Genomic DNA, 25992 nt, shown 5'->3' with positions numbered 1-25992 from the left:
TTGCACAAGCGGGGCTGGATCGACGCCATGAAGACCGACGCCATGACGGACGAGAGCCTCCAGCGGGACGACATCATCGGGCAGGATCTCCTGTCGTTCGACGTCGCGGTGGACGGCAGCCGGTTCCGCATGAGCTTCAGCCAGCCGGATGGCTCCAGCGCGTCGCTCAACCTGCCGTCGGACTGCCTGCGCGCGCTGGTGATGACCCTGCCCAAGATGATGGCCGAGGTGCTGCGCGCCCAATACAAGGACGACAGCCTGCGCCTCGTCTATCCCGCGCACATGGTGCGGGTGGAGCAGGCGTCCGAGCCCTCCACCCTGATCCTCACCCTCGCCACGCCCGACGGCTTCGAGGTGTCGTTTGCCCTCGGCGGTCGCCAGCTCCAGACGCTGGCCGCCGCCCACGCCAGCATCCGCCGCACGGGCGAGGCGGCCCCCGTCTTCAACTGATCCCCCCTTTCCTGCCGAGCGACCGACCCCACCTGATCCGTTTGTTTTTCGATCTCTTTTTCCCATCTCTCGTGTGGCATCTCGCAACGGAGGCACCGGGAGCCGAAAGGCCCCCGGTGCCATTTTTTTGGTGCGTCAGCGGATCGGATAGGGACGCCGCGTCACGTATCGGTGGAAGCCGGTCGCGAGCAGCACGATGGCCATGGCACCCACCGCAACCGGCATCAGGGCGAACGTCCAGGACGCCCCCATGAGCATGGCGACGATGGGATCGGCCCCGGCCGGTGGATGCAGGGTGTCGGTCAGCAGCATCACGGCGATGGCGACACCAACGCCCATGGCCACCGCCCACGGCGCCGCGCCGCAAAAGGACAGCACGACAACGCCAACGGCCGTGGACAGCACATGCCCGCCAACGACATTGCGCGGCCGCGCCAACGGGCTTTGGGGGAGCGCGAAGACGAGGACGCAGCTTGCGCCGAAGGGCGCGATCAGCAGCAGCACGCCGGACCCATCCTGAGCGAGGCCGAGAAGGAGAATCGCCAGAAAGGCCCCGAACCCGGCAAGGCCGGCGTCAAGCGCGCGCCGGGCCAGCGGCGCCCCCTGGCCGGAGGCTCCTGATCCGGAAAAAAGGAACGTCATGGGACAAGCACCCGAGAAGCGGGAGGATGACGGCGATGGCACGGCGGCGCCCCCGGAGAGCCGCCGCCGCGCCGGTGGATCAGCCCGCCTTTTTGAACTTCGCCGCCTCCTCCGAGCCGCCGGTGGCATTGCCCTTGGAATAGGAGTGCGCGCCGACGCCGGCGAGTTTGCCGCCCTCAACAATGAGATATTCGTCGCGGATGGGGCGCCCCTCGAAGAAGCATTCGAGGATTTCACGGGTGCCGGCCGCATAGCGGGCCTGGGCGGTGAGCGAGGTGCCGGACATGTGCGGGGTCATGCCGTTCCACGCCATGGTGCGCCAGGGGTGATCGGCCGGCGCCGGCTGCGGGAACCACACGTCGCCGGCATAGCCGGCGAGCCGGCCGCTCTCCAGCGCGCGGGCAATGGCGTCGCGGTCGCACAGCTTGCCGCGCGCGGTGTTGACGATGTAGGCGCCGCGCTTGAACAGCTTCAGCGTCTCCTCGTTCACCATGTGCTCGGTCTCGGGATGCAGCGGGCAGTTCAGCGTCACCACATCGCAGTGGGGGTACATCTCCTCGCGGGTGGCGTGGAAGGTGAGGTTCAGCTCCTTCTCGATGGCTTCCGGCAGGCGGTGGCGGTCGGTGTAGTGCAGCTTCACGTCGAACGGCGCGAGGCGGCGCAGCACGGCGAGGCCGATGCGGCCGGCGGCCACGGTGCCGACGCTCATGGCTTCGAGATCATAGGAGTGCTGGACGCAATCGGCGATGTTCCAGCCGCCCTTCCGAGCCCAGTCGTGCGCGGGGAGATAGTTGCGCACGAGGCCGAGGATCATCATCACCACGTGCTCGGCGACGCTGATGGAGTTGCAATAGGTAACTTCGGCGACGGTGACGCCCCGGTCGATGGCCGACTGCAAATCCACATGGTCCGAGCCGATGCCGGCGGTGAGCGCGAGCTTGAGGTTCTTCGCCTTGGCGAAGCGCTCGGGCGTCAGATAGGCCGGCCAGAACGGCTGGGAGATGACGATGTCCGCATCCACCAGCTCGCGCTCGAACACCGAATCCGGGCCGTCCTTGTCGGAGGTGACGACCAGCGTGTGGCCGTTGGCTTCCAGATATTTGCGCAGGCCCAGCTCGCCCGAGACGCTGCCGAGCATGGTGCCGGGGATGAAGTCGATGGCCTTGGGCGTCGGCAGGGTCTGGCCGCCGGGATAATGATCGATCTTCGGCAGGTCGTCGCGGGCATAGGTCTTCGGCAGGCCGCCGATGGGGTCGTCGTAGAGAACGCAGAGAACCTTGGCCATGGTTTCCTCCTTGAGGCGATGGAGGCGCGCGTCCGCGATCGCCGGGTGGGAGGCCGGCGCCGGTGGGAACGGGACGCATGTGGGACGATCCGCGGGGCGGCCTGAGGCCACCGCGCCGCGCTTCCATCTTGAGGCCGGCGCAGGTCGCGTCCGGCTTTTGCGAGTTAAGAGCGGGGGCGGCGGCCGGTCCAATCGTTTGGCGGCAACGATTGATAGCCGCCTGCGATAAGCCCCCTCAGGCGCAGGCGGTGAGGGCCGGTGGACGGGCGACGCTCTCGCCCATCCGGCGCGCCGCGTGGCGCATGAAGGCGCCGGCCAGCGGCGATTGCGGATCGCGGTCCGAGGTCACGACGCCGACGCTCTGGCTGTGCACCGGGTCCACCAGCGGCACGGCGACGAGATGGTCCGGCGCATCGAAGGTTTCGAGATAGGTGTGGGGCACGATGCCGGACCACGCGCCGGAGCGCACCAGCGACCACACGCCGAGGAAGCTGTTGGCCTCGATGCGGGGATTGGAGGCCACCCCCGCCTCAGCGAGGATGCGGTCGACGATACGCCGGTTCTGCATGTCGCTGGTGAGCAGGCACAGGGGATGCGCCGCGGCCTCCGACCAGCCGATGGCATTGCGGCCGGCGAAGGCGCCGGCGGCGGTGACGAAGACGTAGGTCTCGTCATAGAGCGGGAGGGAGCGCACGCGGGTCAGCGGCTCGTTCTCGGAATAGGTGACGCCGGCATCGATATCGAGCGTGTCGAGCCCGCGCTGGATGGCGGTGGAGGCGAGCGAGAGCAGTTGCACCCGCACATTGGGATAGCGGGCGCAGAAGCCGTTCACCAGCGCCGGCAAGGCGGGGATGGCGGCGGGAATGGCGCCGATGCGCAGGGTGCCGGACAGGCCGGTGGCGGCATCCGAGAGGTCCTGCCGCATGCCGTTATAGTCGGCCACCATGCGCTGCGCCCAGGCGAGCACCCGCTCGCCCTCCAGCGTGAGCCCGAGGAAGCGGTGGGAGCGGATGACCAGCGGCAGGCCCAGCTCCTCCTCCAGTTTGCGGATGCCGGCGGACAGGCCCGGCTGCGACACACGGCAGGCCTCCGCCGCCCGCCCGAAATGCCCTTCGCGCGCCACCGCCACCAGATATTCGAGCTGGCGCATGAACATGTGTGTGCCCTTCCTGTTCTGCGAGTCGATCTTATATATCGAAGGGAATAACGACAAGGCACCGTCCGGTTTGATAAGCTGCGCGCGGCGGATACAGCGCAGCGCCGGGCGTTCCGATGCGCGATTGCGTGTGTGAGGTTCCATGGCGTCGCTGAGCGTGAGAATCGACCTTGCTCCCGGAGGCCGGCTCGGCCCCGGCAAGATCGAGCTTCTGGAGAAAATCGAGGCGCTCGGCTCCATCTCCGCGGCGGGGCGCGAGATGGACATGTCCTATCGCCGGGCGTGGGAGCTGGTGGAGGAGCTGAACACGCTCTTCCCCGCCCCGCTCGTCTCCGCCCGCTCCGGCGGCAAGCACGGCGGCGGCACGGCGCTCACGGCGCTGGGGCAGTCGGTCGTCGCCAATTATCGCGCCATCGAGAAGGCCGCCGATGCGGCGACGCGCGCGGCCGTGGCGGAGCTGGAGGCGGAACTCGCCGCCACGCCCACCGCCGCAGAATAGTCCTTCCCCCCAAGCCCGCGCGGCGCCTGAGCGAAACCCGCGTGAACTCCGCGCGGCGCCTGAGCGGAACTCGCGCGACCTCCGCGCGGCCGGCCCTAGGCCCTAGCCGCCCGCAGCGCCGCCGCAGCCGCCACCGGCCCCAGCACCAGCGCGAACAGGGCGAGCCCCGCCAGCACGCGGAACGGCGTGCCGAAGGGTACCGGCCCCACCACCGCCGCCTGAGTCGCCGAGACGGCGAAGATCAGCACCGGGATGGTGAGGGGAATCACCAGCACCGCGATCAACAGCCCGCCCCGCCGGAACGCCCCGGCAAAGGCCGCGCCGATGAGGCCGAGGAAGGTCACGGCCGGCGTGCCCACCAGCAGCGTCAGCACCACCGCGCCGATGGCGGCCGGCTCCAGATTCAGCATCAGCGCCAGCACGGGGGCGGCGAGCACCAGCGGCAGGCCGGTGGCGAGCCAGTGGGCGAGGCCCTTGGCGGCGGCGGTCAATTCCAGCGGCAGCGCGGAAAGCGTGAGCGCATCGAGGGACCCGTCCTCCGCATCGGAGGCGAACAGGCGCTCCAGCCCGATCAGGCTCGCCAGCAGCGCGCCGATCCACAGGATGGCCGGGCCGATGCGCGCCAGGAGCACGAGGTCAGGCCCCACCGCGAACGGCACCACCGTCACCACGGACAGGAAGAACACCACGCCCAGCCCCGCGCCCCCGCCGGCGCCCAGCGACAGCGCCAGATCCCGGCGCACGATGGCAAGGAAGGCGGCGATCATGGGCGGCCTCCCAGCCGGAGTTCGTCCGTCTCGCCGAGGTCGAGCGGTGCGTGGGTGGCGGCGATGAGGAGGCCGCCGGCGGCGAGGTGGGCGCGGCCGAAGGCGGCGAAGCGGGCCTGCGCCTTCACATCCAGCGCCGTGGTCGGTTCGTCCAGCACCCAGACCGGGCGCTTCGCCACCAGAAGGCGGGCGATGGCGAGGCGGCGCTTCTGCCCGGCGGAGAGCACCTGCGCGCGCAGCCGGCCGAGGCCGCCGAGGCCGACCTCCTCCAGCGCCTCTTCCACCTCCAGCCCGCCGCCGCCCAGTACGGTGCGCCAGAAGGCGAGGTTGGCGGCCACCGTGAGCGCGCCCTTCACCGCATCCTCATGCCCGAGATAATGCAGATGCTCGCCGACACTCTCCCCGCCCCCATCCAGGCGTACCGTCCCGGCGGTGGGGGCCAGCAGACCGGCGAGGATGCGCAGCAGCGAGGACTTGCCGGCCCCGTTCGGCCCGACCACCACGAGCGCCCGCCCGGCCGCCGCCGACACGGCGAGGCCCTCGAACAGGAGCTTGAATCCTCTTCGGCAGGAAAGGTTATCCCCTACCAGCGCCTTGACAGTCATGCGTTGCCGACCCCTGCCTTTTGGTGCATTGCACATTCAACGCTGTTATCGCATGACCGCGCTTTGAAATGGCTCTATAAAGCCCGCAGCCGCGCCGTCCAAGGTGGTGGAGAAAAGACCTCCACCGTCAAAGGAGGTGCTGTTTCGGTCGATCATCGAACCGGAGTTTTCCAGCCGTGACCTCCCTCGACAGCTTCAAGTGCCGCACAACCCTGACGGTAGACGACAAAGAGTACGTCTATTACGATCTCGAGCTGGCGGAGAAGAATGGCCTTCCGGGCATTTCCGCGCTCCCCTTCTCCATGAAGGTGCTGCTCGAGAACCTGCTGCGCTTCGAGGATGGTCGCTCCGTCACGAAGGAAGACGTGATCTCCGTCGCCGACTGGGTGAACAACCGCGGCAAGGCGGAAAAGGAAATCGCCTATCGCCCCGCCCGCGTGCTGATGCAGGACTTCACCGGCGTTCCCGCGGTGGTGGACCTCGCCGCCATGCGTGACGCCATGGTGGCCCTCGGCGGCGATCCCGAGCGCATCAACCCGCTGGTTCCCGTGGATCTCGTGATCGATCACTCAGTGATCGTGAACTTCTTCGGTGACAACAAGGCGTTCGGCAAGAACGTCGAGGAAGAATACAAGCAGAACCAGGAGCGCTACCGCTTCCTGAAGTGGGGCCAGAACGCGTTCGACAACTTCCGCGTCGTCCCGCCCGGCACCGGCATCTGCCATCAGGTGAACCTCGAATACCTCGCCCAGACGGTCTGGACCCGCAAGGAAGAGATCAACGGCAAGAAGGTCGAGGTGGCCTATCCCGACACGCTGGTGGGCACCGACTCGCACACCACCATGGTCAACGGCCTGGGCGTGCTCGGCTGGGGCGTGGGCGGCATCGAGGCCGAGGCGGCCATGCTCGGCCAGCCCATCTCCATGCTCATCCCCGAGGTGATCGGCTTCAAGCTCTCCGGCAAGCTGAAGGAAGGCATCACCGCCACCGACCTCGTGCTCACCGTCACCCAGATGCTCCGCAAGAAGGGCGTGGTGGGCAAGTTCGTCGAGTTCTACGGCCCCGGCCTCGAGCACCTCTCCCTCGCCGACCGCGCCACCATCGCCAACATGGCCCCGGAATACGGCGCCACCTGCGGCTTCTTCCCGGTGGACCGCGAGACCATCGACTATCTCGACGAGACCGGCCGCAAGGACAGCCGCGTGGAGCTGGTGGAGAAGTACTCCAAGGCCCAGGGCATGTGGCGCAAGAAGGACACCCCGGACCCGGTGTTCACCGATACGCTGGAGCTGGACCTCGACACCGTCCTGCCCTCCATGGCCGGCCCCAAGCGCCCGCAGGACCGCGTGCTGCTCTCCGAATCCAAGGCCGGCTTCCAGGCCGCGCTGGAAGGCGAGTTCAAGAAGCCCGGTGAGGCCGCCAAGCGCGTTCCCGTCTCCGGCGCCGACTACACGCTCGGCCATGGCGACGTGGTGATCGCCGCCATCACCTCCTGCACCAACACCTCCAACCCCTCGGTGCTCATCGCCGCCGGCCTCCTCGCCAAGGCGGCCGTGAAGAAGGGCCTGCGCTCCAAGCCGTGGGTGAAGACCTCGCTGGCACCCGGCTCGCAGGTGGTGGAAGGCTATCTCAAGGCCGCCGACCTGCAGGACGACCTCGACAAGCTCGGCTTCAACCTGGTCGGCTTCGGCTGCACCACCTGCATCGGCAATTCCGGCCCGCTTCCGGAAGCCATCTCCGAGGCCATCAACACCAACGACCTCGTGGCCGGCGCCGTCATCTCCGGCAACCGCAACTTCGAAGGCCGCGTGAACCCGGACGTGAAGGCGAACTACCTCGCCTCCCCGCCCCTGGTCGTCGCCTATGCGATCGCCGGCTCGCTGCAGATCGACCTGACCACCGAGCCCCTCGGCACGGACAAGGACGGCAACCCGGTCTATCTCAAGGACATCTGGCCCTCCAACAAGGAAGTGGCCCAGTACATCCGCGAGAACGTCACCAAGAAGATGTTCAAGGAAAAGTATTCCGACGTCTTCAAGGGCGACGAGCACTGGCAGAAGATCGCGGTGCCCACCGGCCAGACCTACGCCTGGCAGGATGCCTCCACCTACGTGCAGAACCCGCCCTATTTCGTCGGGATGCAGAAGGAGCCGGAGCCGGTCAAGGACATCATCGATGCCCGGATCATGGGCCTGTTCCTCGACAGCATCACCACCGACCACATCTCGCCGGCCGGCTCCATCAAGCAGGCGTCCCCGGCGGGCCAGTACCTGATTGACCATCAGGTGCGCCCGGTGGACTTCAACCAGTACGGCACCCGCCGCGGCAACCATGAAGTGATGATGCGCGGCACCTTCGCCAACATCCGCATCAAGAACCAGATGGTGCCGGGCGTGGAAGGCGGCGTGACCATCCACTATCCGGACGGCGCGCAGCTTCCCATCTACGACGCGGCCATGAAGTACCGCGCCGAAGGCGTGCCGCTGGTGGTGTTCGCCGGCAAGGAATACGGCACCGGCTCCTCCCGCGACTGGGCGGCGAAGGGCACCAAGCTGCTCGGCGTGCGCGCCGTGGTGGCCCAGTCGTTCGAGCGCATCCACCGCTCGAACCTGGTCGGCATGGGCATCGTGCCGCTGGTGTTCAAGGACGGCGAGAGCTGGCAGAGCCTCGGCATCAAGGGCGACGAAGTGGTCACCCTCAAGGGCATCGAGGGCGACCTCAAGCCCCGCCAGACGCTCACCGCCGAGATCAAGTTCGCCGACGGCACCGTGAAGAACGTCGAGCTGATCTGCCGTATCGATACGCTGGACGAGCTCGATTACTTCCGCAACGGCGGCATCCTGCCCTACGTGCTGCGCTCGCTGGCGGCCTGATCTTTCAGGCCTGATCTTGCGGCGCCCCGCGGGGCGCTGACGGAACCGTGATGAACGCCGGCCCGATGCCTGTCGGGCCGGCGTTTTCGTAGGCAGAGGGGTTAAAATATACCGTCGCGACACCCCTTTGTGACTGGAGTGCGCTGCGTCCGTCCGCTATCCCGGAGACACATTCCAACAACGCATTGCGCTCCATGATGTTGAACCGCTCCGCCCTCGCGCTTGTCCTCGCCCTCGCCGCTTCGCCGGCGCTGGCGCAGAGCCAGCCGAAGGTGGTGGTGGAGCTGTTCACGAGCCAGGGCTGCGCCTCCTGCCCCCCCGCCGACGCGCTGCTGAACGATCTCGCCAAGGATCCGCAGGTGCTCGCGCTCACCCTCTCGGTGGACTACTGGGACTATGTGGGCTGGAAGGACACCCTCGCCCTCCACGGCCATTCCCTGCGCCAGAAGGCCTATGCCGAGCAGCGGCCGGACAAGAAGATCTACACCCCCCAGATGGTCATCGACGGCCAGATCGCCGCCAAGGGCAGCGACCGCGCCGCCGTGCAGCGCGCCGTCATGACCGCCCGCGCCTCCGGCGGCCTCTCCCTCCCGGTGGAGGTGAAGCGGGACGGCGACGCGCTGGAGATCACCCTGCCCCAGCCCCTCGCCATCGAGGATGGCGCCGAGCTGTGGGCCTGCCCCGTCGCCCGCACCCAGTCGGTCTCCATCGGCCGGGGCGAGAACGGTGGACGCAACGTCACCTATGCCAATGTGGTGCGCGGCTGGACCCGGGTGGCCCGCTGGCAGGGCGACGCCCGCACCTTCCGGGTGCCGCTGAAGGACATCCATCGCGATGGCATGGATGCGGTGGCGGTGATGGTGCAGACCGGCACCCCGGCCAGCCCCGGACAGATCGTCGGCGCGACCCTCTTCCCGCTCGACTGAACCGGCATTCGACCGAACTGCTGTCGAACCGGCCTGAACGGCCCCTTTTACCCCCCTGAACTGCTCCTGACTCGGGTGTCGATTCGACTCGCGAGATGCGTCGCCGCGTCGGCCAAAAAAAAGGCCATCCGCGGGGGATGGCCTACATCGGGGGTCTGAAGTCGGTGCGTAGCAGTGGCCGGTTCGGATGCACCCCGGGGGGCTGGGGGGCTGGGATAGACCGGAGCGCTTCACGAACCGGCCCTGCTACGCGAAGAAAGATCGCGCCGGGCCGCGGCACGCGATTGGCCGAATTCCGGCGACACTGTGATTCCATTGACGTTGGCGTGATAGGTATCTGGATACCGTCCGGCGATCGGGAGCAGCCGGCTACGGATTGCCCTTGAAAGGGGTCGCCGGTGGAGGGATCATGAAGGAATGCAAGCGTCCGAACCCCGGCAGCCCCGCCGGAAAGTGATGCCAGACAAGGACAAGGAGGCCCGATGGGAGACATCGAACCCATAGTCCTGCAGCGGCGCGGCGCCTCGCCGGTCCAGCCCTCCACGCCGTCCCCCGCTCCCCTCCGCGTCACCTTCGACCGCCGCGAGCTGGACCGGATTCTCGACCTCTACGGCCGCATGGTCGCCCAAGGGGAATGGCGCGACTACGCCATTGATTTTCAACGCGACAAGGCCGTGTTCAGCATCTTTCGCCGCGCCATGGACGTCCCTCTCTACCGCATCGAGAAGGACCCCCGACTCGCCCGCAAGCAGGGCATCTACAGCGTGGTCTCGCAGACTGGCCTCATCCTGAAGCGCGGCCACGAACTGCCCCGCGTGCTGGCGGTGCTGGAAAAGCCGCTGCGCACCATCTGAGCCGGCGTCCGGACGCAAAAAAGGCCGGGACATGCCCGGCCTAACCCTCAGCGATAAAGAAGCGAATCAGGCGCGATTCGTGCCCTTGCGGCGCAGGCGGACGACCACGTCCACGCGCGCCACCTCATAACCTTCCGGCGGCTCGGGCAGCAGGTTCACAGCCACGTCAGCGGCCGGGATATCCACGAGGTCGTTCTGGCCCTCGACGAAGAAATGGTGGTGGTCGGAGGCGTTGGTGTCGAAATAGGTCTTCGAGCCGTCCACCGCCACCTCGCGCAGCAGGCTCACTTCCGTGAACTGGTGCAGGGTGTTGTAGACGGTGGCGAGCGAGACCGGGAAGCGCGCCTTGATGGCTTCCTCGTGCAGGATTTCCGCCGTCACATGCCGGTCGCCCTTGGCGAACAGCAGCCAGCCGAGGGCCAAGCGCTGGCGGGTCGGCCGCAAGCCGACTTCCTTCAGCATCTCGCGGACGTCGTGGAAGGGGCAGCCGGTGCGACGCGCCGTATTCACATCCCGAAGCTGTGCAACGGGAAGGATCGGTTCAACCTGCATGTCACCGCCCTGGGAGAAGGAGGTGCTGAAGGTGGTACGGGCGCGGGGCATCTCGGTCATTTCGGCTGCAATCTTCGTAGCTAAAACCAAAATATGCGCCGCCGAGGGAAACGCAATGCGAATGCCTCCGAAGACGACTAGCAAATTTATACCCCATGCTGCACAGCAGCGCCATACGGGAGGGGGTGAGTAAGAATATTTCCAAGGTAGGGGCGCACCATCGAACCTTGCGTCAGGCCCGGTCACATGAGCGTCAATCAACGCACAGCGCATGGACAATGACGCCTCGCCCAAGCTATCGCGGGACCTTGCCGCCGACCGAGAACGGAGCCTGCCTTGTATCCGACCACGAAGGAAACCGCGTCCCTGCTGCTGGTGGCGGGCTCTGTCATGGCCCTCAGCGCTGCCTGGTATTTCCAGCTGGTCGTGGGGCTGGCGCCCTGCCCCCTCTGCCTCGACCAGCGCATCGCCTATTATGCTGCTATCCCCTTGGGACTGATTGCCTTCTTCCTCGCCCGAACCGACCGGTCCGGACCGGCTCGCGTCCTGCTCGCCCTGCTGGGTGCGGCCATGCTGGCGAACGCCGGCTTGGCCGTCTACCACGCCGGCATCGAGTGGCAGTTCTGGACCGGCCCCACGGCCTGCACCGGCGCCCCGGTGGCGACGAGCAATGTCCTCTCCGCCCTCAAGGGCGCCCGCGTGCCCCGCTGCGACGAAGCGGCGTGGCGGATGTTCGGGCTGTCCATGGCGGGTTGGAATGCTCTGATCGCGCTGGGGTTGGCGGTGGTCGGGTTTGGCGGCGCGACGACCCGTCGCAAGGCCTGACCGGGCCTCGAAAAGAGCAGTCCCCGTTTCACGAAGGCGGGGAATGCTGTCGGCATTCTGCGGCAGTAGGCCAGCTCCGGGACCTCAGGTGCGGCTGGCGATGGCGTCGAGGCACGCCGCGTTGACATCCTTTGCTGACTGACTGACCTGGAAATGCCGCAGGAATGCCTCCCGCGCGCGGGCGCCCATGAGGGCGCGGGCCTCGGGCGGCATCTCAAGAAATGCGGCAAGGCAACGGGCGGTGCCGGCCAGATCGTCGTTTTCCGCGAGGCCGCCGCCACTGGCGGTGACTTCGCGCCAGATGTTCACCTTGTTGGTGATGAGCACCGGCCTCGAGCAAGCCATCGCCTCGGCGACGACGATGCCGAAATTCTCCTGATGGGAGGGCATCACGAATGCCTCCGCCTGATGGAACGCACCCCACTTGGCATCCCCCCGCAGCAGGCCGGGCCAGTGGATCCGGTCACCAATGCCCTTCTGCGCGGCCTGGGCCTTCAACTCGGCGAGATACTCGTCCGAGGCCGGCCCCGCCATGACGAGATCCAGGTCGTCACGGTCGCGGCAGACATCCGCGAAGGCATCGATGAGCAGGTCGCAGCCCTTCTTGGGGTGAACCCGGCTGAGGAACAGGAGATAGGGCTTCTTCAGCTTCGGTGCCGCCGCGCGGAAGGCCTCCGCGTGCTCGGGCTTGAACGGGCCAGGGTCGGACGTGCCATAGGCGATCACGCGCTCGTTCACCCGATAGGGACCGAACGACTCGCGGGCGAGGATCTTCTCCTCCTCGGTGGTGAACAGCACGAAGCCCGCATTGTTCAGGAGCGGCCCCTCGTTGAACAGCCAGAACGCCTGCTTGCCCGCGGCCTTGACCGGGAAATTGTGCTTGAACCACGGGTCGAGCATGCCGTGCGTCTGGGCCAGATAGGGCACGCCCGAGCCGACGAGCGCCAACCGTGCCGCCATGGTGGAGTAGTTCCACAGCCCATGGACCGTCACCACGTCATAGTCCCGCACATGGGCCTTCAGCCACGGCAACAGTGCGGGGCGATAGCCGTACCGGCGCCAGGGCAGGCGCCGCTTCCATTCCGGCACCGAACCAAGGGGCTCGCCGAGGCCAAACACGGTGAGGGGGAAGTTCTGCACCCATGGCGCATCCGGCGGGTCGAGGGACACCACATGCTCCTCGATGCCCGCCGCCGCGTGGAACGGAGCCTGCTGCCGGATGCCCTCGATGGGGCCGCCCTCGCTCGGATTGACTCCCGCGATGATTCTCAGCCGCTTTTTCATGGAGCCCCCGACCCCTCGTGTTTGGAGCCGGCGCCGCGCACGACGCGGCTGCCGGCAATCCCGATATCCCCATCGCCGCCGCACCCGTGCAAAGGCCGCGTCATGAGGCACGCATTCATCCCCGCGGCCGCAGCAGCAACACGAGCACCGACATGGCGACATGCAGCAGCAACAAGGCTGCGGCCACCCCGGTCGCGCCCCACGACACGGCCCAGCTGTAGGCCAGCACCGCGCAAACCATCGTCAAGCCGACAAAGATGTAGGACAGCCGCACATGGCGGTTGATGGCGGCGATGGGCGTGAACAGGCAGCCCCACAGCATTTCTGCCGCCACAGCCCCGTTCATCAGCGCAAAGAAAGGATAGACCACGGCCACATGGCCGTGGGTCCACAGCGCCATGATGAAGGGGCCGAGCGCCCACAGCCCGATGCCGTAGGCGGGGATGCCCACCAAACCGATGAGCACGTGAATCTTGCGCAGGCGGGCGAAGGCGGATCGGTTGCCCTCGCCGTGCATGCGCGAATACTCCGGCGCGAAGGAAAAGTTGACGAGGTTCGCCGCAGACGTGCCCATGCGCGCCAGCGTGCGCGAGGTGGAAAAGAGCACGGTCTCCTGCGTGGTCGCCAGTGCGCCGAGGAGAACGATAGGTCCCTGGATGGCAATGGCCTGCGCGAGCCCGAGCAGCATGTAGCTGAAGGAGGGATTCGCCATGCGCCGGATCTCGTCCAGGCGTGCGTTCTTCAGGCCAAGCCGGATTTCCGGCGCGACGATCCTGAGCCATGTCCACACGCCAATGACCATTCCGATCCGCGTGATCAGCACGGCGAGTGCCGCCAGTTCCACACGCGTCGTAACCAGCGCGACCGCCACGGTCGCAACGCCCTCGAGCAGGCGCGCCGTCGCTGCCGCGATGACTTCGGCGGCCGGCCTGCCGCTGGCGCGCACGCCAGAGCCCAACAGCAGCAGGAACTGGTAGCAGACCACACTCCCGACGAGGAACAGGATGGTTTGCTTGGCCTCACTCTCGCTCAGCGGCCCGAGGGCGAAAGTCGTCGTGAGCGAGACCGATTCCACGCCCAGAATGCAGGCGCCGAGAATGACGGCCGTCGCCACCAGCAGAAGGGCGAACACGCTGTGGTACACGCGCAGCACGCCGGTTCGGTCCGCTTTCGCCGCGTGGATCACCATCTGGTTCTTGGCAACCGAGGTGAAACCGAGGTCGGTTAGTGTCAGGTAGCTTGGCACCGCGTAAAGCACGAGCCAGCCGCCGTAACGCTCGGAACCCCATGCAGCGAGCAGGAAAGGCACCTGCACCAGCTGCACGCCGAGTATCACGATCTGGTTGTAGATCTGGGCGGAGAAGGTCAACCCGACCCGCCGGAACGACAGAATGCGGCTCATGCCTGAAAGAGCCTCCCGCAGCCGCTCGGCACCGGGAAAGACGCTGGGGACCGGAAGTGCGAAGTCTGGTGCATCAGCCAATTTGCTCCGCCACCGCCGCAACCACCTGATCGACGGTGATCGCCCTCACCCCCCGCATGTCATGGATCGTGCGGTTCCGGCCCACATAGGGATGCCACTTGCGCGGCCGGTTGAAATCGCCGAACAGCCCGATACAGGGCACGCCTGCCGCCGAGGCAAGGTGCAACGGCCCTGAATCGTGCCCGATGAAAAGCTGCGCGGTCTGCATCGCCGCCGCCGATTCACGGGGAGCGAGAGCACCGCAGGCGTCGATCAGCGGCCCGCGCCAGACGTCGCGTATCGCGTCCACGCGCGCCGAGTCCTCGGCGGCCCCCACCACCAGCAAGCCATGTCCTGGATGCTTCTGGCTGATCTCGCCGAGCAGGCTGCGCCAATTGTCGACGCCCCAGTCCTTCTGCGCCGCCTTGCCGCCCATATTGATCGCGATGGATGGCACGCCTGCGATGGGCGCCACGATCCCGCGGCCCGCGGCGAGCTCGCCGGGCGTCAGTGCCAGATCCCAATTGGCGGGATCGTGCAGATCCACCGGGCCGAGCGCTGCGAGCGCGCGGCCGACGCGCTCACATTCCGGCTCCTCCTCACCGGTCTGCGGGGAGATGCGGCAGGTGTCGAGGTCGCGAGTGTAGGGAACCCCGATGATGCTGCGGAAGCCACACAGCTTGAAGAACAGCAGGTCTCGGTAGACGTTCACGACCCCGCGTGAAGGCATCATGTAGATCATTGTATCCGCGCCGAGTGCCATCAGCCGACGGCGCAAGTCCCACAAGGCGGCCGGGCTGCGCGTGCCCACCGGATAGGACAGCGCGCCATGCACGATTTCGGTCCCCAGAACCGACAGCAGCGGGGCCGCCTTGGACGAGACCGGCACATTGGTCAGCACGATGCGCTCGTGGTCGGGATAGAGTTCGGCGACACGCCGGAAGAAGGGTAAGGCGATGATGGTGTCGCCGAGACTTCCGAGCCGGTAGATGATCAGGCGCTTCATCGAAGACGTGACCCTGTCGAGAATTGAGGCGGCCACTTGAGCCGGGCGGCTAGCGAGATGCCGATGTCGCGGGCGGAAGGGGGAAGGCGCCGGCCCGCGCGGCGAACCGGCGGGCCGAGCGGGAATGAGCCGTTCAGGCGCTGACGCCCTCGGTCATGCGGCTGATAACCTTGGTGGTGCTGCGCCCGGGAACGAGCTCGAAGCGCAGCACCCGGCCGCCTCGCGCGAGCACGCTGTCGGCGCCGACAATCTCCGAGACCTGATAGTCTGCCCCCTTCACGAGAACATCCGGCTGGAGTTCCTCGATGATCTCCTTGGGCGTGTCCTCGTCGAACACCACCACCAGGTCGACGGCTCCGAGGGCCGCAATCACCTGCGCCCGATCCATTTCGCCGTTGACCGGGCGGCTCGGCCCCTTGAGCCGCTTCACCGAAGCGTCCGAATTCACCGCGACCACGAGGCGGTCGCAATGGGCCCGGGAGAATTCGATGATGCCCACATGCCCCACATGGACGATGTCGAAGCAGCCATTGGTGAAGCCAACCGCAAGCCCGTGGCGCTGCCAGGCCGCGACCTGCGCCGCCGCCTCCGCGCGCGAGACGACCTTGGCTGAGGACGGGTTCCCGTCCGTGTAGCTCTGCCGGTCCAGCTCGGCGAGGAGTTCATCGCGCGAGACGGTGGCAGTGCCGCGCTTGCCCACCACCACGCCGGCAGCAGCATTCGCGATATAGGCCGCTTCCTGCAGGTCCCCACCGGCACCGACCACCAGCGAGAGGGCCGCGATGACTGTATCGCCGGCACCCACCACGTCGGCCACCTCGCGGGCGGCCGTGGGGATGTGCACTGGCTCGGCGGTGCGCTGCACCAGCGTCATGCCCTTTTCCGAGCGGGTCACGAGGACCGCCCCGATCGTGGTGCCGGCCAGCACCTTGCGGGCCGCCGCCACGGCCGACGCATCGTCGTCCCCCTGGATGCCGGTCGCAAGGTAAGTCTCGTGCAGATTGGGCGTGACCAGGGTCGCCCCGTCATAGCGCGCCAGGTCCGAACTCTTGGGATCGACAATGACGGGGGCCCCGCGCCGTGTCGCCAGCTCGACCACCCGCCGGATCACGTCCGTCGTCAGAACGCCCTTCGCGTAGTCCGAGAGCACCACCACATCGTGCTCCGGCAGCGCCGCAGCGATCCGGGCGACGATCGCCTCCTCCACGTCCGGCGCAACGGGCGAATTGTCCTCGCTATCCGAGCGCAGCATGTGCTGGCCCTGGGCGACGAAGCGGATCTTCTCGGTGGTGGGACGTTGCGGCACCTCCACGAAGGTCGACGCGACGCCCGGCGTCTCATCGAGGATGCGCTTGAGTTCCGCGCCGCAGGAATCGGCCCCGATGACGCCGACCAGCGTGCACCGGCCCCCCAGGGAGGCGATGTTACGCGCCACGTTTGCCGAGCCGCCGGCGATGGTGGTGCTGCCTGTCACCGACAGCACCGGCACCGGGCTTTCCGGCGAAATGCGGCGCGCGGCCCCCATGACGAAGCGATCAAGCATGACGTCACCGAGACACAGCACACGCACGCCCGCGAATTGATCAATAACGGACATCTCGCCTCCTCACGGCGATTAGAACCATTTCAGAAGATGCAATCCCGATCTGCATTCGGCGGTCGGGACGGATCATCTCGATACCGGAACGGCAGGCGAGACCAGCCGCAAATCCCCCCAGCTCAGCGATTTGGAAGCCACCCGCGCGTCGTGCGCCTCGCCGACCGTAACGGCCGGCGGATTGGCGACCTCGGCGACCGGCACGACGGACACCCCCGCAGAAAACAGCGTATCCTTAAGCTCTTCGGGCTTGATCCGCCCCGCGAGCGGCACCGGCACTTCGGCGAGGGCGATATCTCCCTCGGTTCGGGCGGTCCACTGGCCGGTGACATCGCGCCCGTCATAGCGACAAGGTCCGGTGGAGACCACGGCCTTCCAACCGCCGGCGCTCAGCTCGATCTTGTCGTCGGCGATCCGCCGCGCCTGGGCCCCTGCCCCCTGCACGGTGAAGCGGAATCGCAGCTCGGAGCCCTCGTATCCGTCCTTCGACCGGAACATGTTGGGAAATCGATCGCCAGCGTCGACGAGCGGATAGGCCGCCACGAGCACCCGGCCTTCGCTCTGGGTCGCGCGCATGCCGAAGGAGGCGAAATCGAACTTGTCCTTCATGACCCGGGCGCGGAAGACGACCGGCTTGGCGCCGCCCTTCCAATATCCGATCACCGGGTGGGCCTGCGCCCAGCACATGGCGATGGATGCGCTGCCGAGGCAGGCTTCCGGAGCCAGCCATGTGGTGCCCCAGATCTCGTCGCCATTGTCGGCGAAGCGACGGTAGCGCTCTCGCACGGTGCGGGGGAGCGGCGCCGCATCGGTGAAATAGACCTTCAAATCCTCCGGGCAGGGGATCGAGTATTTGGGGGGGCGCTGCAATGCGCGCAACCGCGCGGGGACATCGCGCCCGATCCGCTCCTCCACCATGGGCCAGCCCTCGGTGGCGAGAAGGTCCATATAGGCCCGGCTGTGCGGCCCGGCCCACTGCTGGGTCGGTGGATGGAAATGGAAGGCGACGGTTTCCCAGGTCTCGCGCCAAAGGGCCGACGCGTCGCGATGGATCCGCTCGTCAGAAAGGTAGTAGACGATCGCCTCGAGCTCCGTCAGCGCAAGGACCGTGTAGACTGGACTATTGTATTCAGTCAGGCCGCCCTGCTGCCGCGTATAGGCACTGAAGCGCTGCATCTGCGTGACGGCATAGCTGGTCAGTTCCGGCATGTTCAGCAGGTGCCCTGCCATACCGGTCACCCGGATCGCCATCACCGCGACGTTAGTATAGTCGAGGCCAACGTTCCGCCGCATGATGGACGCACAGGCGTTGAGCAGGACGAAATTCGCCTTGGAGCGAGCTTCGGGGGTGAGCAGCCCGCCGTGGTCCCACAGCAGCTCGCACAGCCGCGCTCCGATGAAATTGGCCCAGTTGAGGTCCGGCGGCCGCATTTCCGAGAGCGGTTCCTCGACATACCAGGGCCACGTGCCGAACGTCAGGCTGAAGGGATTGGTATCCTGCTCGTCGGCGAGCCGCATCACGATCCGGTTGATCCGCTCCGCCGCGCGCGGATGCCCGTAGTCCGCGAGCGCGACGGCATAGGTCGCGCTTTCGCGGGTCGGATGGACCATCATCGCGCTGGTCGTGCGGGTGGCGTAACCTGGTCCCCCGCCCTTGGTGATCAGCAGCCCGGCGGTCTCGTCCCAGCGGAAGCGCGGTCCCCATTGATCGATGCCGCCCCATTCCGCCATTTCATCCGACGCAGCGGCTGGGCTCGGACGGAGGCCGAGATGGACCCCCCCGGCACCCAACAGAGCCAAGGCAGTGCGCCGGTTCATCAGCGACATCTGAGCGTTCCTCGCCATCCCCGGCTTTGCCGATCCAAAGGCCACCGCACCGCCCTCAGCGTTTCAAGGAGACTCGGGTGGGCATTGCAGACACGGACTGCGCCGTCACAAGGCCCAGCGCTTGCCGGACGATGAACAGAAATGCCAGCACGATCAAAAACTGACGGGCAAAAAAGGCGATGATCTCAGCCGCCTCCTTCTCGATGAGGCCCAGGCACACACCCAGCATGAAGACGCCGACGACGTTGCCCTTCAACGGCCCGGAGAAGCGATTGACCAGGTAGAAGGCGCCGAACATGATCAACCCGGGCAGGAATATCGCAGCCGGATATCCCCCGACGGCAAAAGAACTCGCCGTCAGTCCGATGACGGGGCGCCCGACCACGCCCGGAGTTCTTATTCCGTAATACCACGCGATGAAATCCGGGCTGGATGCGGCGAGCTTGTCCACGAGGAAGGAGGGCAGGATCGACGACGCTAGACCCTGAAAGGATTCAAAGCCTTGAATGCCGAAAAACTCGGAGCGGGAGACGACCTGATCCACCGGCTGGATGATGCAGAAGCGATCCAGATTGGCCGTGCTCGGAAACAGATAGTTCAGTGACGGATCGCGGAAGGAGCCATACACGGCCAGCTTCGCTTCCGCCCTCTCCTGCAGCTCGAACGGATTGTAATCCACGCGATCCAGCCAGCCCAGTGCGAGCTCAACGCGTTCACTGATCGTCTGCGTGGTAGACGCATCTCTCGATAGATGGATGATAGGAGAAATATAGAAGGCGAGAACGAAGAATATAATCGCTCCAACGACCGCCTCTTTCGCGACATTTACGGTATGGCGCGAAAATATAATTATAAAAATAATCGACAATATACAAGAAACAAAGATGTATTTCACGTTACCCAACACAGACAACACCATGAAGGTGAGCAACATGACGCTCAGGAATACCATGCCTCGACGCCGGCCTCCGCCCAGACCGAAGGCGTAGGCGGCCTGGCAGATAAGGGCGAAGTTCGCGATAAACGAGAAATTCCCGAGAAAGCCAACGGAATCGCCCGCATCAACCGAGACCTGCGAGGCGGCCGGCCGCAAGATGATATGCGCGACAGTGACGGCCGCACCGATCGGGAAACAGACGACCGCACACGCCTTCAACTTCTTGTCGTCCGTCAGCACGGCCGCCAAGTTGGATATGAAGGGGGAAACCGCAGTAAACCGATACGAAAGCAGATATCCGACAAAAACCGAGGCAAATCCCAGGAAATGCACGATGCTTGAATTGACCGGATCGCTGAGATTTTCGTCAACGGCCTGTCCAAGCGCAGTCTTGATGAGGATGGGAAAGTACCCGGAATACATGATCAGTCCGAGCATCATGACGTCGGACGAGCGCATCGGCTGGCCGCGAACGATGGCCGGCTCGAAGCAGCATATGACCACCATAACGCCAAGGACGACCGGATCCGCTCCCAGGAACGCCTGGGCGATCGCGCCGGCTATCAGCACGAGCCAATAGGACGTCCGCAAAAAGGCGCTCATTATTTTCCTTCCATCCTTACCGTCGGCACAGAACACTCAGTAGATGATTGCAACGCCCGGCATGGAGCCGAGACAAGCACCACTTACGAAACGAGATACAACGTTCAATATTATCACACACCTACCCCGAAAGTGTCCCAAACCGAGGCATGGCAACGCGCGACGCCTTAATGCAACCGTAGGGCCGTTCACCGCCGAAATCACGCAACCTGTCTTGGCGCCTGCACGTGCGGCAGCACGGCTGCTTCACGCGCTGTGCGGGCTATCCCGTTCGCTACGGGCATCACGTTGACGATCGCCGGTTCCTGCCGGCATCAACAGGTCTTCGAGTTTATCCATCGCGCTCTGTTCGGACAATGTCGCGGCAAGCTGACCACACCGCACGCTCGTGTCGGGCAGGCTGCCCGACTGATGGCGCCGCACGGCATCGGCCATCGCCCTGGCGTCTCCCGGGCTCACGAGGGTGGCGGCCCCAGCGAGGAAGTCTGCCAGTTCGGTGCCGGGCTCCGCGGTGACCAGGATCGGCCGCCCGCTCGCCAGCATGCCGCCGAGCTTGGACGGCAGCACCAGATCCGCCGCGCTCGCCTGCTGAGGCAGAAGATGCAGGTCGCACACGCTCAGGAATTGCGACAGGCGTGCATAGGGCTGGAAGGGCAGGAAACGCACATTTGGGAGGTCCGCGGCCTGACGCCGCAAGCCTTCCAGGGAAGGCCCCTCGCCGGCGATGGCGAAGACGATGTCGTTCCTGTCCGCCAGCAGCCGCGCCGCCTCGACCACCACGTCGAGCCCCTGCTTGGGGCCGACGTTGCCGGAGTAGAGCGCCACGAAGGCATCACGCGGCAGGCCCAGTTCCTCGCGATAGGCACGATCTGTCGGCGACGGGCGGATGTGACCGAGATCCACCCAGTTGCGCACCAATGCAATGCGCTCCTCGGGAATGCCCTTCTCGGCGATCTTCTCCGCCATGCGCTGGGAGATCGTGACGATGGTGTCGAACCGCGACAGGCAGAACCGCTCGAAGGCGGCAGCGAGGCGCTTCAGCCCCCCTGCCCCGCCGAGGTGCCCGACGGCAAAGGCCGCGTCCACCTCGAGATCCTGTACATGGAGCACGGTGCGCGCGCCGGCGAGCCAAGCCGAAAGCAGCACGAACGGAGCCGCAAACAGGGTCGGCTCGATAGACAGAACGGTATCCGGCCGACGGCTCAGGGCCCGCCACAGCGTCACGGGAGCCGAAGTGAGCGCGAACGACATCGGCGCAATCAGCCGCCACACGCCGCCCATGGCGGCGCGCACCAGGACAGGGCAGCGATAGAGGCGCGCGCCGTCCAACACTTCGGTGGAGTAGCGGTTGCGATAAGGCGCCTTGACCGTCCAGCCGGGATAATGGGGCGGTGCAGTCACCACCTCAACCTCATGGCCACGGCGGACCATGAGCGCCACCAGCTCTCCGGTGTATTTACCGCAGCCGGTGAGTTCCGGTGCGTGGTTCATGGCCGAGACGAGAAGCTTGCCCATTCAAAATCCGTCCATGACCTGCGCCGCTCGCCGCCGCTTCAGCTCGCGGCCCTGAGCTCGCCTTGATTCTCCAGGAACCAGCGATAGCTCGCCGCGATGCCCTCTCGCAGAGGGATGGACGGCGTCCATCCCAATGCCCGGAGGCTATCCGCGCTCATCAGCTTGCGCGGCGTGCCATCAGGCTTCGACAGGTCGTGCACGATCTCTCCGGTGAAGCCGACGACGTCGCAGACCGTGCGGGTCAGCTCGAGAATGGTCACGTCCTCTCCAGAGCCCACGTTGATGTGGGTGTCGCCCGAATACGTCTTCATCAGCAGCACGCAGGCGTCCGCGCAATCGTCCACGTGGAGGAACTCGCGGCGGGGCGTGCCCGTGCCCCACATGACGATCTCCTTGTCGCCGCGCAGCTTCGCCTCGTGCGCCTTGCGGATGAGGGCCGGCATCACATGGCTGGAATTGAGATCGAAATTGTCGCCAGGCCCGTAGAGATTGGTGGGCATGGCCGAGATGAAGTCGCTGCCGTGCTGGCGACGATAGGCCTGCGCCAGCTTGATGCCGGCGATCTTGGCGACCGCATACCATTCGTTGGTCGGCTCCAGCGGACCAGTCAGCAGCGAGTCCTCGGTGATGGGCTGCGGCGCCATCTTCGGGTAGATGCACGACGAGCCGAGAAACAGCAGCTTCTCGACACCGAAACGATGGGACGCCTCGATGATGTTCGCCTCGATCATCAGGTTGTCGTAGAGGAAATCGGCCGGATAGGTGTCGTTGGCGAGGATGCCGCCCACCTTCGCCGCGGCAAGGAATACGGCGTCCGGCCGGACCCGCTCGACGAAGGCGCGAACGGCAGCCTGATCCTTCAGATCCACGTCGGCGCGCGACGCGGTGATGATGTTGCACCCCTCCGAAGCGAGCCGCCGAACGATCGCCGACCCCACCATGCCCCGATGGCCGGCCACCCAGACGTTTTTCCCCTGGAGCGCGTAGGATGCCATGTCAGGCTTCCTTCATGACGGTCGCCGTCTGCATCACCTTCAGGTCCTCCTGGACCATCTCGCGGCACAGATCGCGCACGGAGGTTTCGTGGGTCCAACCGAGCTTCTCGTGGGCCTTCTTGGGGTTGCCGATGAGCAGGTCCACCTCGGTCGGGCGGAAGTAGCGCGGGTCCACCTCCACGAGGCAGCGGCCGGACGCCTTGTCGTAGCCCTTCTCGTCGACGCCGCTGCCACGCCATTCCAGATGGAGACCCACGTCCTCGAACGCCCATTCCACGAACTTGCGGACCTCCGTGGTCTCGCCGGTGGCAAGCACATAGTCGTCCGCGGTTTCCTGCTGGAGGATCAGCCACATGCCGCGGACATACTCGCGCGCATGGCCCCAGTCGCGCTTGGCGTCGAGATTGCCGAGATAGAGCTTCTGCTGCTTCCCGTGGCTGATCGCGGCGACCGCGCGGGTGATCTTGCGGGTGACGAAGGTCTCGCCGCGCAGCGGGCTCTCATGGTTGAACAGGATGCCGTTGGAGGCATGCATGCCATAGGCCTCGCGGTAGTTTACCACGATCCAGTAGGCGTAGAGCTTGGCCGCCGCATAAGGACTGCGGGGATAGAAGGGTGTGGTCTCGGACTGCGGCACTTCCTGCACCAGTCCATACAGCTCGGACGTGGAGGCCTGATAGAAGCGAGTCTTCTTTTCGAGCCCCAGGATGCGGATCGCCTCCAGCAGGCGCAGCGCGCCGATGGCGTCGGCGTTCGCGGTGTATTCCGGCGTCTCGAACGACACCTGCACATGGCTCTGCGCGGCAAGATTGTAGATCTCGTCCGGCTGACATTGCTGCACCACCCGGATCAGGTTGGTGGAGTCGGTCATGTCCCCGTAGTGCAGGATGAAGCGGGCGTCGCCCTCGTGGGGGTCCTGGTAGATGTGCTCGATGCGGCCGGTGTTGAAGGACGACGAGCGCCGCTTGATGCCGTGAACGACATAGCCCTGGGACAGCAGCAATTCCGATAGATAGGCCCCATCCTGACCCGTCACGCCGGTGATAAGAGCAACTTTTCCGTTCGACGGAACCTGCACAGACATGAATCGCCTCATAAACTAGCGTCACCCCCGAAGCAGGACGAAGCCGCTCAACCCCATCCGCCCCACACCACAAGACCCCACCCAAATCCGCAGGATGAAGCCCCGTCCCGGCCCCTCGCAGCGCGATTGCGCCTGCGGGCCGCATTCAACAAATCACTTTAACGGTTTGCGGCAGCAACGACCGAACTCGCCTGGCCGATACCAAGCCACCAATACCGACAGGACCTCGAAAACACGCGAGCGCGATGCAGGCGAGGCCGCAGAGAGCGGAGGCTGCGAGGAAGCCAAAAGCGCCCTATGGGAACGACATCCCGCGAGGAGTATCCGAGACAAAGAAAACTCAAGACAAAATCGCCCCCATCGCCTTCGGCAGCCGAGTTCGACCTTGCAATACCAGCGGTAGGCGAGCTTCACACGCCCAAAGCTTGCAACACCCATCTCAGGAGTACAAAAGGCGATGCCCACAACTTAAGGCAGCGGAAAATCTCCCTGCGTCGTGACAGTCCTAGCTATGCAATGCAATACAAAGCATCCCCCCTTATTGCAACGCAAAATTTGATCCGGGTCACGATTCGCGCGGCCGGCCGAACTGCCACGCAATGCGTCAGTAGCCGGCAAATTATACCAGTCTGCCATCCGGCAACCCATGGTCGACCTCTTCTCGCAAAATGCGGAAAAAGGTTGCCGTCACAATATCCGCAGCATGTGCGCCGCCCCGCTCTTCGCGGAGCGGATCGCCGCGATGCCGTGATCGCCGAGCACTTGAAGGCGCCGGCTAGCGCGAGGAGAAGCGGCCTCCACCGACCGCCCGAACCCAGAGCTTATCCCGCGCTGCAAAAACGTCATTGAGAATTCACTGCAATGAACGTAATCAGCATAAAGCGCCGCTGTTTAGGCAAGCGAAATCCTGATCGGGAAGACTCATCATGCGTATTGCGATGATTGGGGCAGGGTATGTCGGCTTGGTCTCGGGTGCGTGTTTTGCGGATTTCGGCCATACCGTCACCTGCGTCGACACCCATGCTGGCAAGATCCAGGCCCTGAAACAGGGTGAGATTCCGATCTATGAACCCGGCCTCGCCGAGCTTGTCGCAAGCAACGTGAAGGCTGAGCGGCTCGATTTCACAACCAGCCTGGCGGAGGGCGTCGCGGACGCCGATGCCGTCTTCATCGCGGTCGGTACGCCCTCGCGCCGCGGTGACGGTCATGCCGACCTCTCCTACGTCTATCAGGCCGCGCGCGACATAGCCGGCGCCATCAGCCGCTATACGGTCGTTGTGACCAAATCCACGGTGCCGGTGGGCACCGGTGACGAGGTGGAGCGCATCATCCGCGAAACGCGCGCAGAGGCGGAATTCGCCGTCGTCTCCAACCCGGAGTTCCTGCGCGAAGGCGCCGCCATCACCGATTTCAAGCGCCCCGACCGCATCGTGGTGGGCACCGAGGACGAACGCGCCCGCCAGGTGATGACCGAGCTCTACCGTCCGCTCTTCCTGAACCAGTCGCCGCTGCTCTTCACCTCGCGCCGCACCGCCGAGCTGACCAAGTATGCGGCCAATGCCTTCCTCGCCACCAAGATCACCTTCATCAACGAGATCGCCGATCTCTGTGAGCAGGTGGGCGGCAATGTGCAGGACGTGGCCCGCGGCATCGGCCTCGACAACCGCATCGGCTCGAAGTTCCTCCATGCGGGCCCGGGCTATGGCGGCTCCTGCTTCCCGAAGGATACCCTCGCCCTCATGAAGACGGCGCAGGACTATGGCGCGCCCGTGCGGATCGTCGAGACCGTCGTTGCGGTGAACGACCAGCGCAAGCGCGCCATGGCCCGCAAGGTCACCGAGGCTTTGGGCGGCTCGGTGCGCGGCAAGACCGTCGGCGTGCTGGGCCTCACCTTCAAGCCCAACACCGACGACATGCGCGATGCCCCCTCCATCGCCATCATCACCGCGCTCCAGGACGGCGGCGCGGTCATCAAGGCGCATGATCCCGAGGGCATCGAGCAGGCCAAGCTCGTCCTCGACAACGTCACCTACGTGGACAACCCCTATCATGCTGCCGAGGGCGCCGACGCCCTGGTCATCGTCACCGAGTGGGACGCCTTCCGCGCCCTCGACCTGAAGCGGATCCACGGCATGATGGCGCAGCCGGTGGTGATCGACCTGCGCAACATCTATCGCCCGGACGAGATGGAAAGCCTTGGTTTCCGCTATTCCAGCATCGGACGCCGTACCGTCGCGGACGCCTGAGC

The 25992-nt window shown here is 65.7% G+C and carries 22 protein-coding genes; 7 read left to right on the top strand and 15 right to left on the bottom strand.

Annotated elements, in window-relative coordinates:
* Positions 1-27: 27 nt before the first annotated feature.
* The gene (locus V5F74_RS13660) at positions 28-450 is read left to right on the top strand and encodes a hypothetical protein (RefSeq protein ID WP_394008571.1); all 423 of its coding nucleotides are present in this window, start codon (positions 28-30) and stop codon (positions 448-450) included.
* 135 nt (positions 451-585) lie between these two features.
* On the opposite strand, the gene V5F74_RS13655 is transcribed toward V5F74_RS13660, so the two are convergent.
* The 3 genes from V5F74_RS13655 to V5F74_RS13645 form a co-directional block, all read right to left on the bottom strand.
* Positions 586-1092 carry an HPP family protein gene (locus V5F74_RS13655; protein ID WP_081837737.1) on the bottom strand — a complete coding sequence of 169 codons (507 nt, stop codon included), beginning with the start codon at positions 1090-1092 and terminating at the stop codon, positions 586-588.
* A 79-nt stretch (positions 1093-1171) separates the two neighbouring features.
* The gene (locus tag V5F74_RS13650; RefSeq protein ID WP_394008569.1) at positions 1172-2377 is read right to left on the bottom strand and encodes an NAD-dependent formate dehydrogenase; all 1206 of its coding nucleotides are present in this window, start codon (positions 2375-2377) and stop codon (positions 1172-1174) included.
* A 235-nt stretch (positions 2378-2612) separates the two neighbouring features.
* Complete coding sequence (locus tag V5F74_RS13645; protein ID WP_394008567.1) at positions 2613-3533, bottom strand: LysR family transcriptional regulator; 921 nt, start codon at positions 3531-3533, stop codon at positions 2613-2615.
* A 142-nt stretch (positions 3534-3675) separates the two neighbouring features.
* On the opposite strand from V5F74_RS13645, the gene V5F74_RS13640 reads away from it, so the two are divergent.
* Positions 3676-4032 carry a winged helix-turn-helix domain-containing protein gene (locus V5F74_RS13640; RefSeq protein WP_024278780.1) on the top strand — a complete coding sequence of 119 codons (357 nt, stop codon included), beginning with the start codon at positions 3676-3678 and terminating at the stop codon, positions 4030-4032.
* Between the two features lie 95 nt (positions 4033-4127).
* On the opposite strand, the gene ccmB is transcribed toward V5F74_RS13640, so the two are convergent.
* Both ccmB and ccmA read right to left on the bottom strand, forming a co-directional pair.
* Positions 4128-4799, bottom strand: coding sequence for a heme exporter protein CcmB (gene ccmB / locus V5F74_RS13635; protein ID WP_284145332.1), 672 nt, complete (start codon positions 4797-4799; stop codon positions 4128-4130).
* The gene (gene ccmA, locus V5F74_RS13630; protein ID WP_394008564.1) at positions 4796-5404 is read right to left on the bottom strand and encodes a heme ABC exporter ATP-binding protein CcmA; all 609 of its coding nucleotides are present in this window, start codon (positions 5402-5404) and stop codon (positions 4796-4798) included. The genes ccmB and ccmA overlap by 4 nt, the downstream gene beginning before the upstream one ends.
* Before the next feature lie 176 nt (positions 5405-5580).
* Here ccmA and acnA point away from each other — a divergent pair, with 176 nt between their 5' ends.
* The 3 genes from acnA (at position 5581) to V5F74_RS13615 (ending at position 10057) form a co-directional block, all read left to right on the top strand.
* Positions 5581-8277, top strand: coding sequence for an aconitate hydratase AcnA (acnA, locus tag V5F74_RS13625; RefSeq protein ID WP_250165714.1), 2697 nt, complete (start codon positions 5581-5583; stop codon positions 8275-8277).
* Positions 8278-8471: 194 nt separating this feature from the next.
* Positions 8472-9203, top strand: a complete 732-nt coding sequence (locus tag V5F74_RS13620; RefSeq protein WP_394008562.1) for a DUF1223 domain-containing protein — start codon at positions 8472-8474, stop codon at positions 9201-9203.
* 482 nt (positions 9204-9685) lie between these two features.
* A complete protein-coding gene (locus tag V5F74_RS13615; protein ID WP_024278775.1) occupies positions 9686-10057 on the top strand; it encodes a DUF2794 domain-containing protein in 372 nt (123 codons plus the stop codon).
* Positions 10058-10123: 66 nt separating this feature from the next.
* Here V5F74_RS13615 and irrA read toward each other — a convergent pair whose 3' ends face one another.
* The gene (irrA, locus tag V5F74_RS13610; RefSeq protein ID WP_197023077.1) at positions 10124-10609 is read right to left on the bottom strand and encodes an iron response transcriptional regulator IrrA; all 486 of its coding nucleotides are present in this window, start codon (positions 10607-10609) and stop codon (positions 10124-10126) included.
* A 336-nt stretch (positions 10610-10945) separates the two neighbouring features.
* On the opposite strand from irrA, the gene V5F74_RS13605 reads away from it, so the two are divergent.
* On the top strand, positions 10946-11434 hold the full coding sequence (locus tag V5F74_RS13605) for a disulfide bond formation protein B (protein WP_394008560.1): 489 nt from the start codon (positions 10946-10948) through the stop codon (positions 11432-11434).
* Positions 11435-11518: 84 nt separating this feature from the next.
* On the opposite strand, the gene V5F74_RS13600 is transcribed toward V5F74_RS13605, so the two are convergent.
* The 9 genes from V5F74_RS13600 to gmd all read right to left on the bottom strand — a co-directional run bounded on the left by V5F74_RS13600 (position 11519) and on the right by gmd (position 23744).
* Positions 11519-12718: a glycosyltransferase gene (locus V5F74_RS13600; protein ID WP_394008558.1), complete on the bottom strand. Its 1200-nt coding sequence runs from the start codon at positions 12716-12718 to the stop codon at positions 11519-11521.
* A gap of 115 nt (positions 12719-12833) precedes the next feature.
* Positions 12834-14120 (bottom strand): lipopolysaccharide biosynthesis protein, encoded by a 1287-nt coding sequence (locus V5F74_RS13595; protein WP_051679279.1) that lies wholly within the window; start codon positions 14118-14120, stop codon positions 12834-12836.
* Between the two features lie 73 nt (positions 14121-14193).
* On the bottom strand, positions 14194-15186 hold the full coding sequence (locus V5F74_RS13590; protein WP_394008556.1) for a glycosyltransferase family 9 protein: 993 nt from the start codon (positions 15184-15186) through the stop codon (positions 14194-14196).
* Positions 15187-15319: 133 nt separating this feature from the next.
* Positions 15320-16783, bottom strand: coding sequence for a D-glycero-beta-D-manno-heptose-7-phosphate kinase (gene rfaE1, locus V5F74_RS13585; protein WP_029558754.1), 1464 nt, complete (start codon positions 16781-16783; stop codon positions 15320-15322).
* A 72-nt stretch (positions 16784-16855) separates the two neighbouring features.
* Positions 16856-18610: a hypothetical protein gene (locus V5F74_RS13580; RefSeq protein WP_394008554.1), complete on the bottom strand. Its 1755-nt coding sequence runs from the start codon at positions 18608-18610 to the stop codon at positions 16856-16858.
* 55 nt (positions 18611-18665) lie between these two features.
* On the bottom strand, positions 18666-20150 hold the full coding sequence (locus tag V5F74_RS13575) for a hypothetical protein (protein WP_394008552.1): 1485 nt from the start codon (positions 20148-20150) through the stop codon (positions 18666-18668).
* A 246-nt stretch (positions 20151-20396) separates the two neighbouring features.
* Positions 20397-21665 carry a WcaI family glycosyltransferase gene (locus tag V5F74_RS13570; RefSeq protein ID WP_394008550.1) on the bottom strand — a complete coding sequence of 423 codons (1269 nt, stop codon included), beginning with the start codon at positions 21663-21665 and terminating at the stop codon, positions 20397-20399.
* 38 nt (positions 21666-21703) lie between these two features.
* A complete protein-coding gene (gene fcl, locus V5F74_RS13565; RefSeq protein ID WP_029558758.1) occupies positions 21704-22660 on the bottom strand; it encodes a GDP-L-fucose synthase in 957 nt (318 codons plus the stop codon).
* Between the two features lies 1 nt (position 22661).
* On the bottom strand, positions 22662-23744 hold the full coding sequence (gmd, locus tag V5F74_RS13560; RefSeq protein WP_029558759.1) for a GDP-mannose 4,6-dehydratase: 1083 nt from the start codon (positions 23742-23744) through the stop codon (positions 22662-22664).
* A 926-nt stretch (positions 23745-24670) separates the two neighbouring features.
* Here gmd and V5F74_RS13555 point away from each other — a divergent pair.
* Positions 24671-25990 carry a UDP-glucose dehydrogenase family protein gene (locus tag V5F74_RS13555; RefSeq protein WP_250165702.1) on the top strand — a complete coding sequence of 440 codons (1320 nt, stop codon included), beginning with the start codon at positions 24671-24673 and terminating at the stop codon, positions 25988-25990.
* Positions 25991-25992 lie beyond the last annotated feature (2 nt).

Source organism: Xanthobacter aminoxidans (assembly GCF_043193615.1).
Classification (GTDB): domain Bacteria; phylum Pseudomonadota; class Alphaproteobacteria; order Rhizobiales; family Xanthobacteraceae; genus Xanthobacter; species Xanthobacter aminoxidans.
This window is presented reverse-complemented; position numbering and strand designations above follow the sequence as displayed.

What these genes read in the sequence shown, in the direction of transcription:
- V5F74_RS13600 (WP_394008558.1), bottom strand. Translation starts at nt 12,718, where the DNA reads ATGAAAAAGCGGCTGAGAATCATCGCGGGAGTCAATCCGAGCGAGGGC.
- V5F74_RS13555 (WP_250165702.1), top strand. Translation starts at nt 24,671, where the DNA reads ATGCGTATTGCGATGATTGGGGCAGGGTATGTCGGCTTGGTCTCGGGT.
- V5F74_RS13615 (WP_024278775.1), top strand. Translation starts at nt 9,686, where the DNA reads ATGGGAGACATCGAACCCATAGTCCTGCAGCGGCGCGGCGCCTCGCCG.
- V5F74_RS13580 (WP_394008554.1), bottom strand. Translation starts at nt 18,610, where the DNA reads ATGTCGCTGATGAACCGGCGCACTGCCTTGGCTCTGTTGGGTGCCGGG.
- fcl (WP_029558758.1), bottom strand. Translation starts at nt 22,660, where the DNA reads ATGGCATCCTACGCGCTCCAGGGGAAAAACGTCTGGGTGGCCGGCCAT.
- rfaE1 (WP_029558754.1), bottom strand. Translation starts at nt 16,783, where the DNA reads ATGTCCGTTATTGATCAATTCGCGGGCGTGCGTGTGCTGTGTCTCGGT.
- V5F74_RS13570 (WP_394008550.1), bottom strand. Translation starts at nt 21,665, where the DNA reads ATGGGCAAGCTTCTCGTCTCGGCCATGAACCACGCACCGGAACTCACC.
- V5F74_RS13660 (WP_394008571.1), top strand. Translation starts at nt 28, where the DNA reads ATGAAGACCGACGCCATGACGGACGAGAGCCTCCAGCGGGACGACATC.
- gmd (WP_029558759.1), bottom strand. Translation starts at nt 23,744, where the DNA reads ATGTCTGTGCAGGTTCCGTCGAACGGAAAAGTTGCTCTTATCACCGGC.
- V5F74_RS13645 (WP_394008567.1), bottom strand. Translation starts at nt 3,533, where the DNA reads ATGTTCATGCGCCAGCTCGAATATCTGGTGGCGGTGGCGCGCGAAGGG.
- ccmA (WP_394008564.1), bottom strand. Translation starts at nt 5,404, where the DNA reads ATGACTGTCAAGGCGCTGGTAGGGGATAACCTTTCCTGCCGAAGAGGA.
- ccmB (WP_284145332.1), bottom strand. Translation starts at nt 4,799, where the DNA reads ATGATCGCCGCCTTCCTTGCCATCGTGCGCCGGGATCTGGCGCTGTCG.
- V5F74_RS13655 (WP_081837737.1), bottom strand. Translation starts at nt 1,092, where the DNA reads ATGACGTTCCTTTTTTCCGGATCAGGAGCCTCCGGCCAGGGGGCGCCG.
- V5F74_RS13640 (WP_024278780.1), top strand. Translation starts at nt 3,676, where the DNA reads ATGGCGTCGCTGAGCGTGAGAATCGACCTTGCTCCCGGAGGCCGGCTC.
- V5F74_RS13650 (WP_394008569.1), bottom strand. Translation starts at nt 2,377, where the DNA reads ATGGCCAAGGTTCTCTGCGTTCTCTACGACGACCCCATCGGCGGCCTG.
- V5F74_RS13595 (WP_051679279.1), bottom strand. Translation starts at nt 14,120, where the DNA reads ATGAGCCGCATTCTGTCGTTCCGGCGGGTCGGGTTGACCTTCTCCGCC.
- V5F74_RS13575 (WP_394008552.1), bottom strand. Translation starts at nt 20,150, where the DNA reads ATGAGCGCCTTTTTGCGGACGTCCTATTGGCTCGTGCTGATAGCCGGC.
- V5F74_RS13620 (WP_394008562.1), top strand. Translation starts at nt 8,472, where the DNA reads ATGATGTTGAACCGCTCCGCCCTCGCGCTTGTCCTCGCCCTCGCCGCT.
- V5F74_RS13590 (WP_394008556.1), bottom strand. Translation starts at nt 15,186, where the DNA reads ATGAAGCGCCTGATCATCTACCGGCTCGGAAGTCTCGGCGACACCATC.
- irrA (WP_197023077.1), bottom strand. Translation starts at nt 10,609, where the DNA reads ATGCAGGTTGAACCGATCCTTCCCGTTGCACAGCTTCGGGATGTGAAT.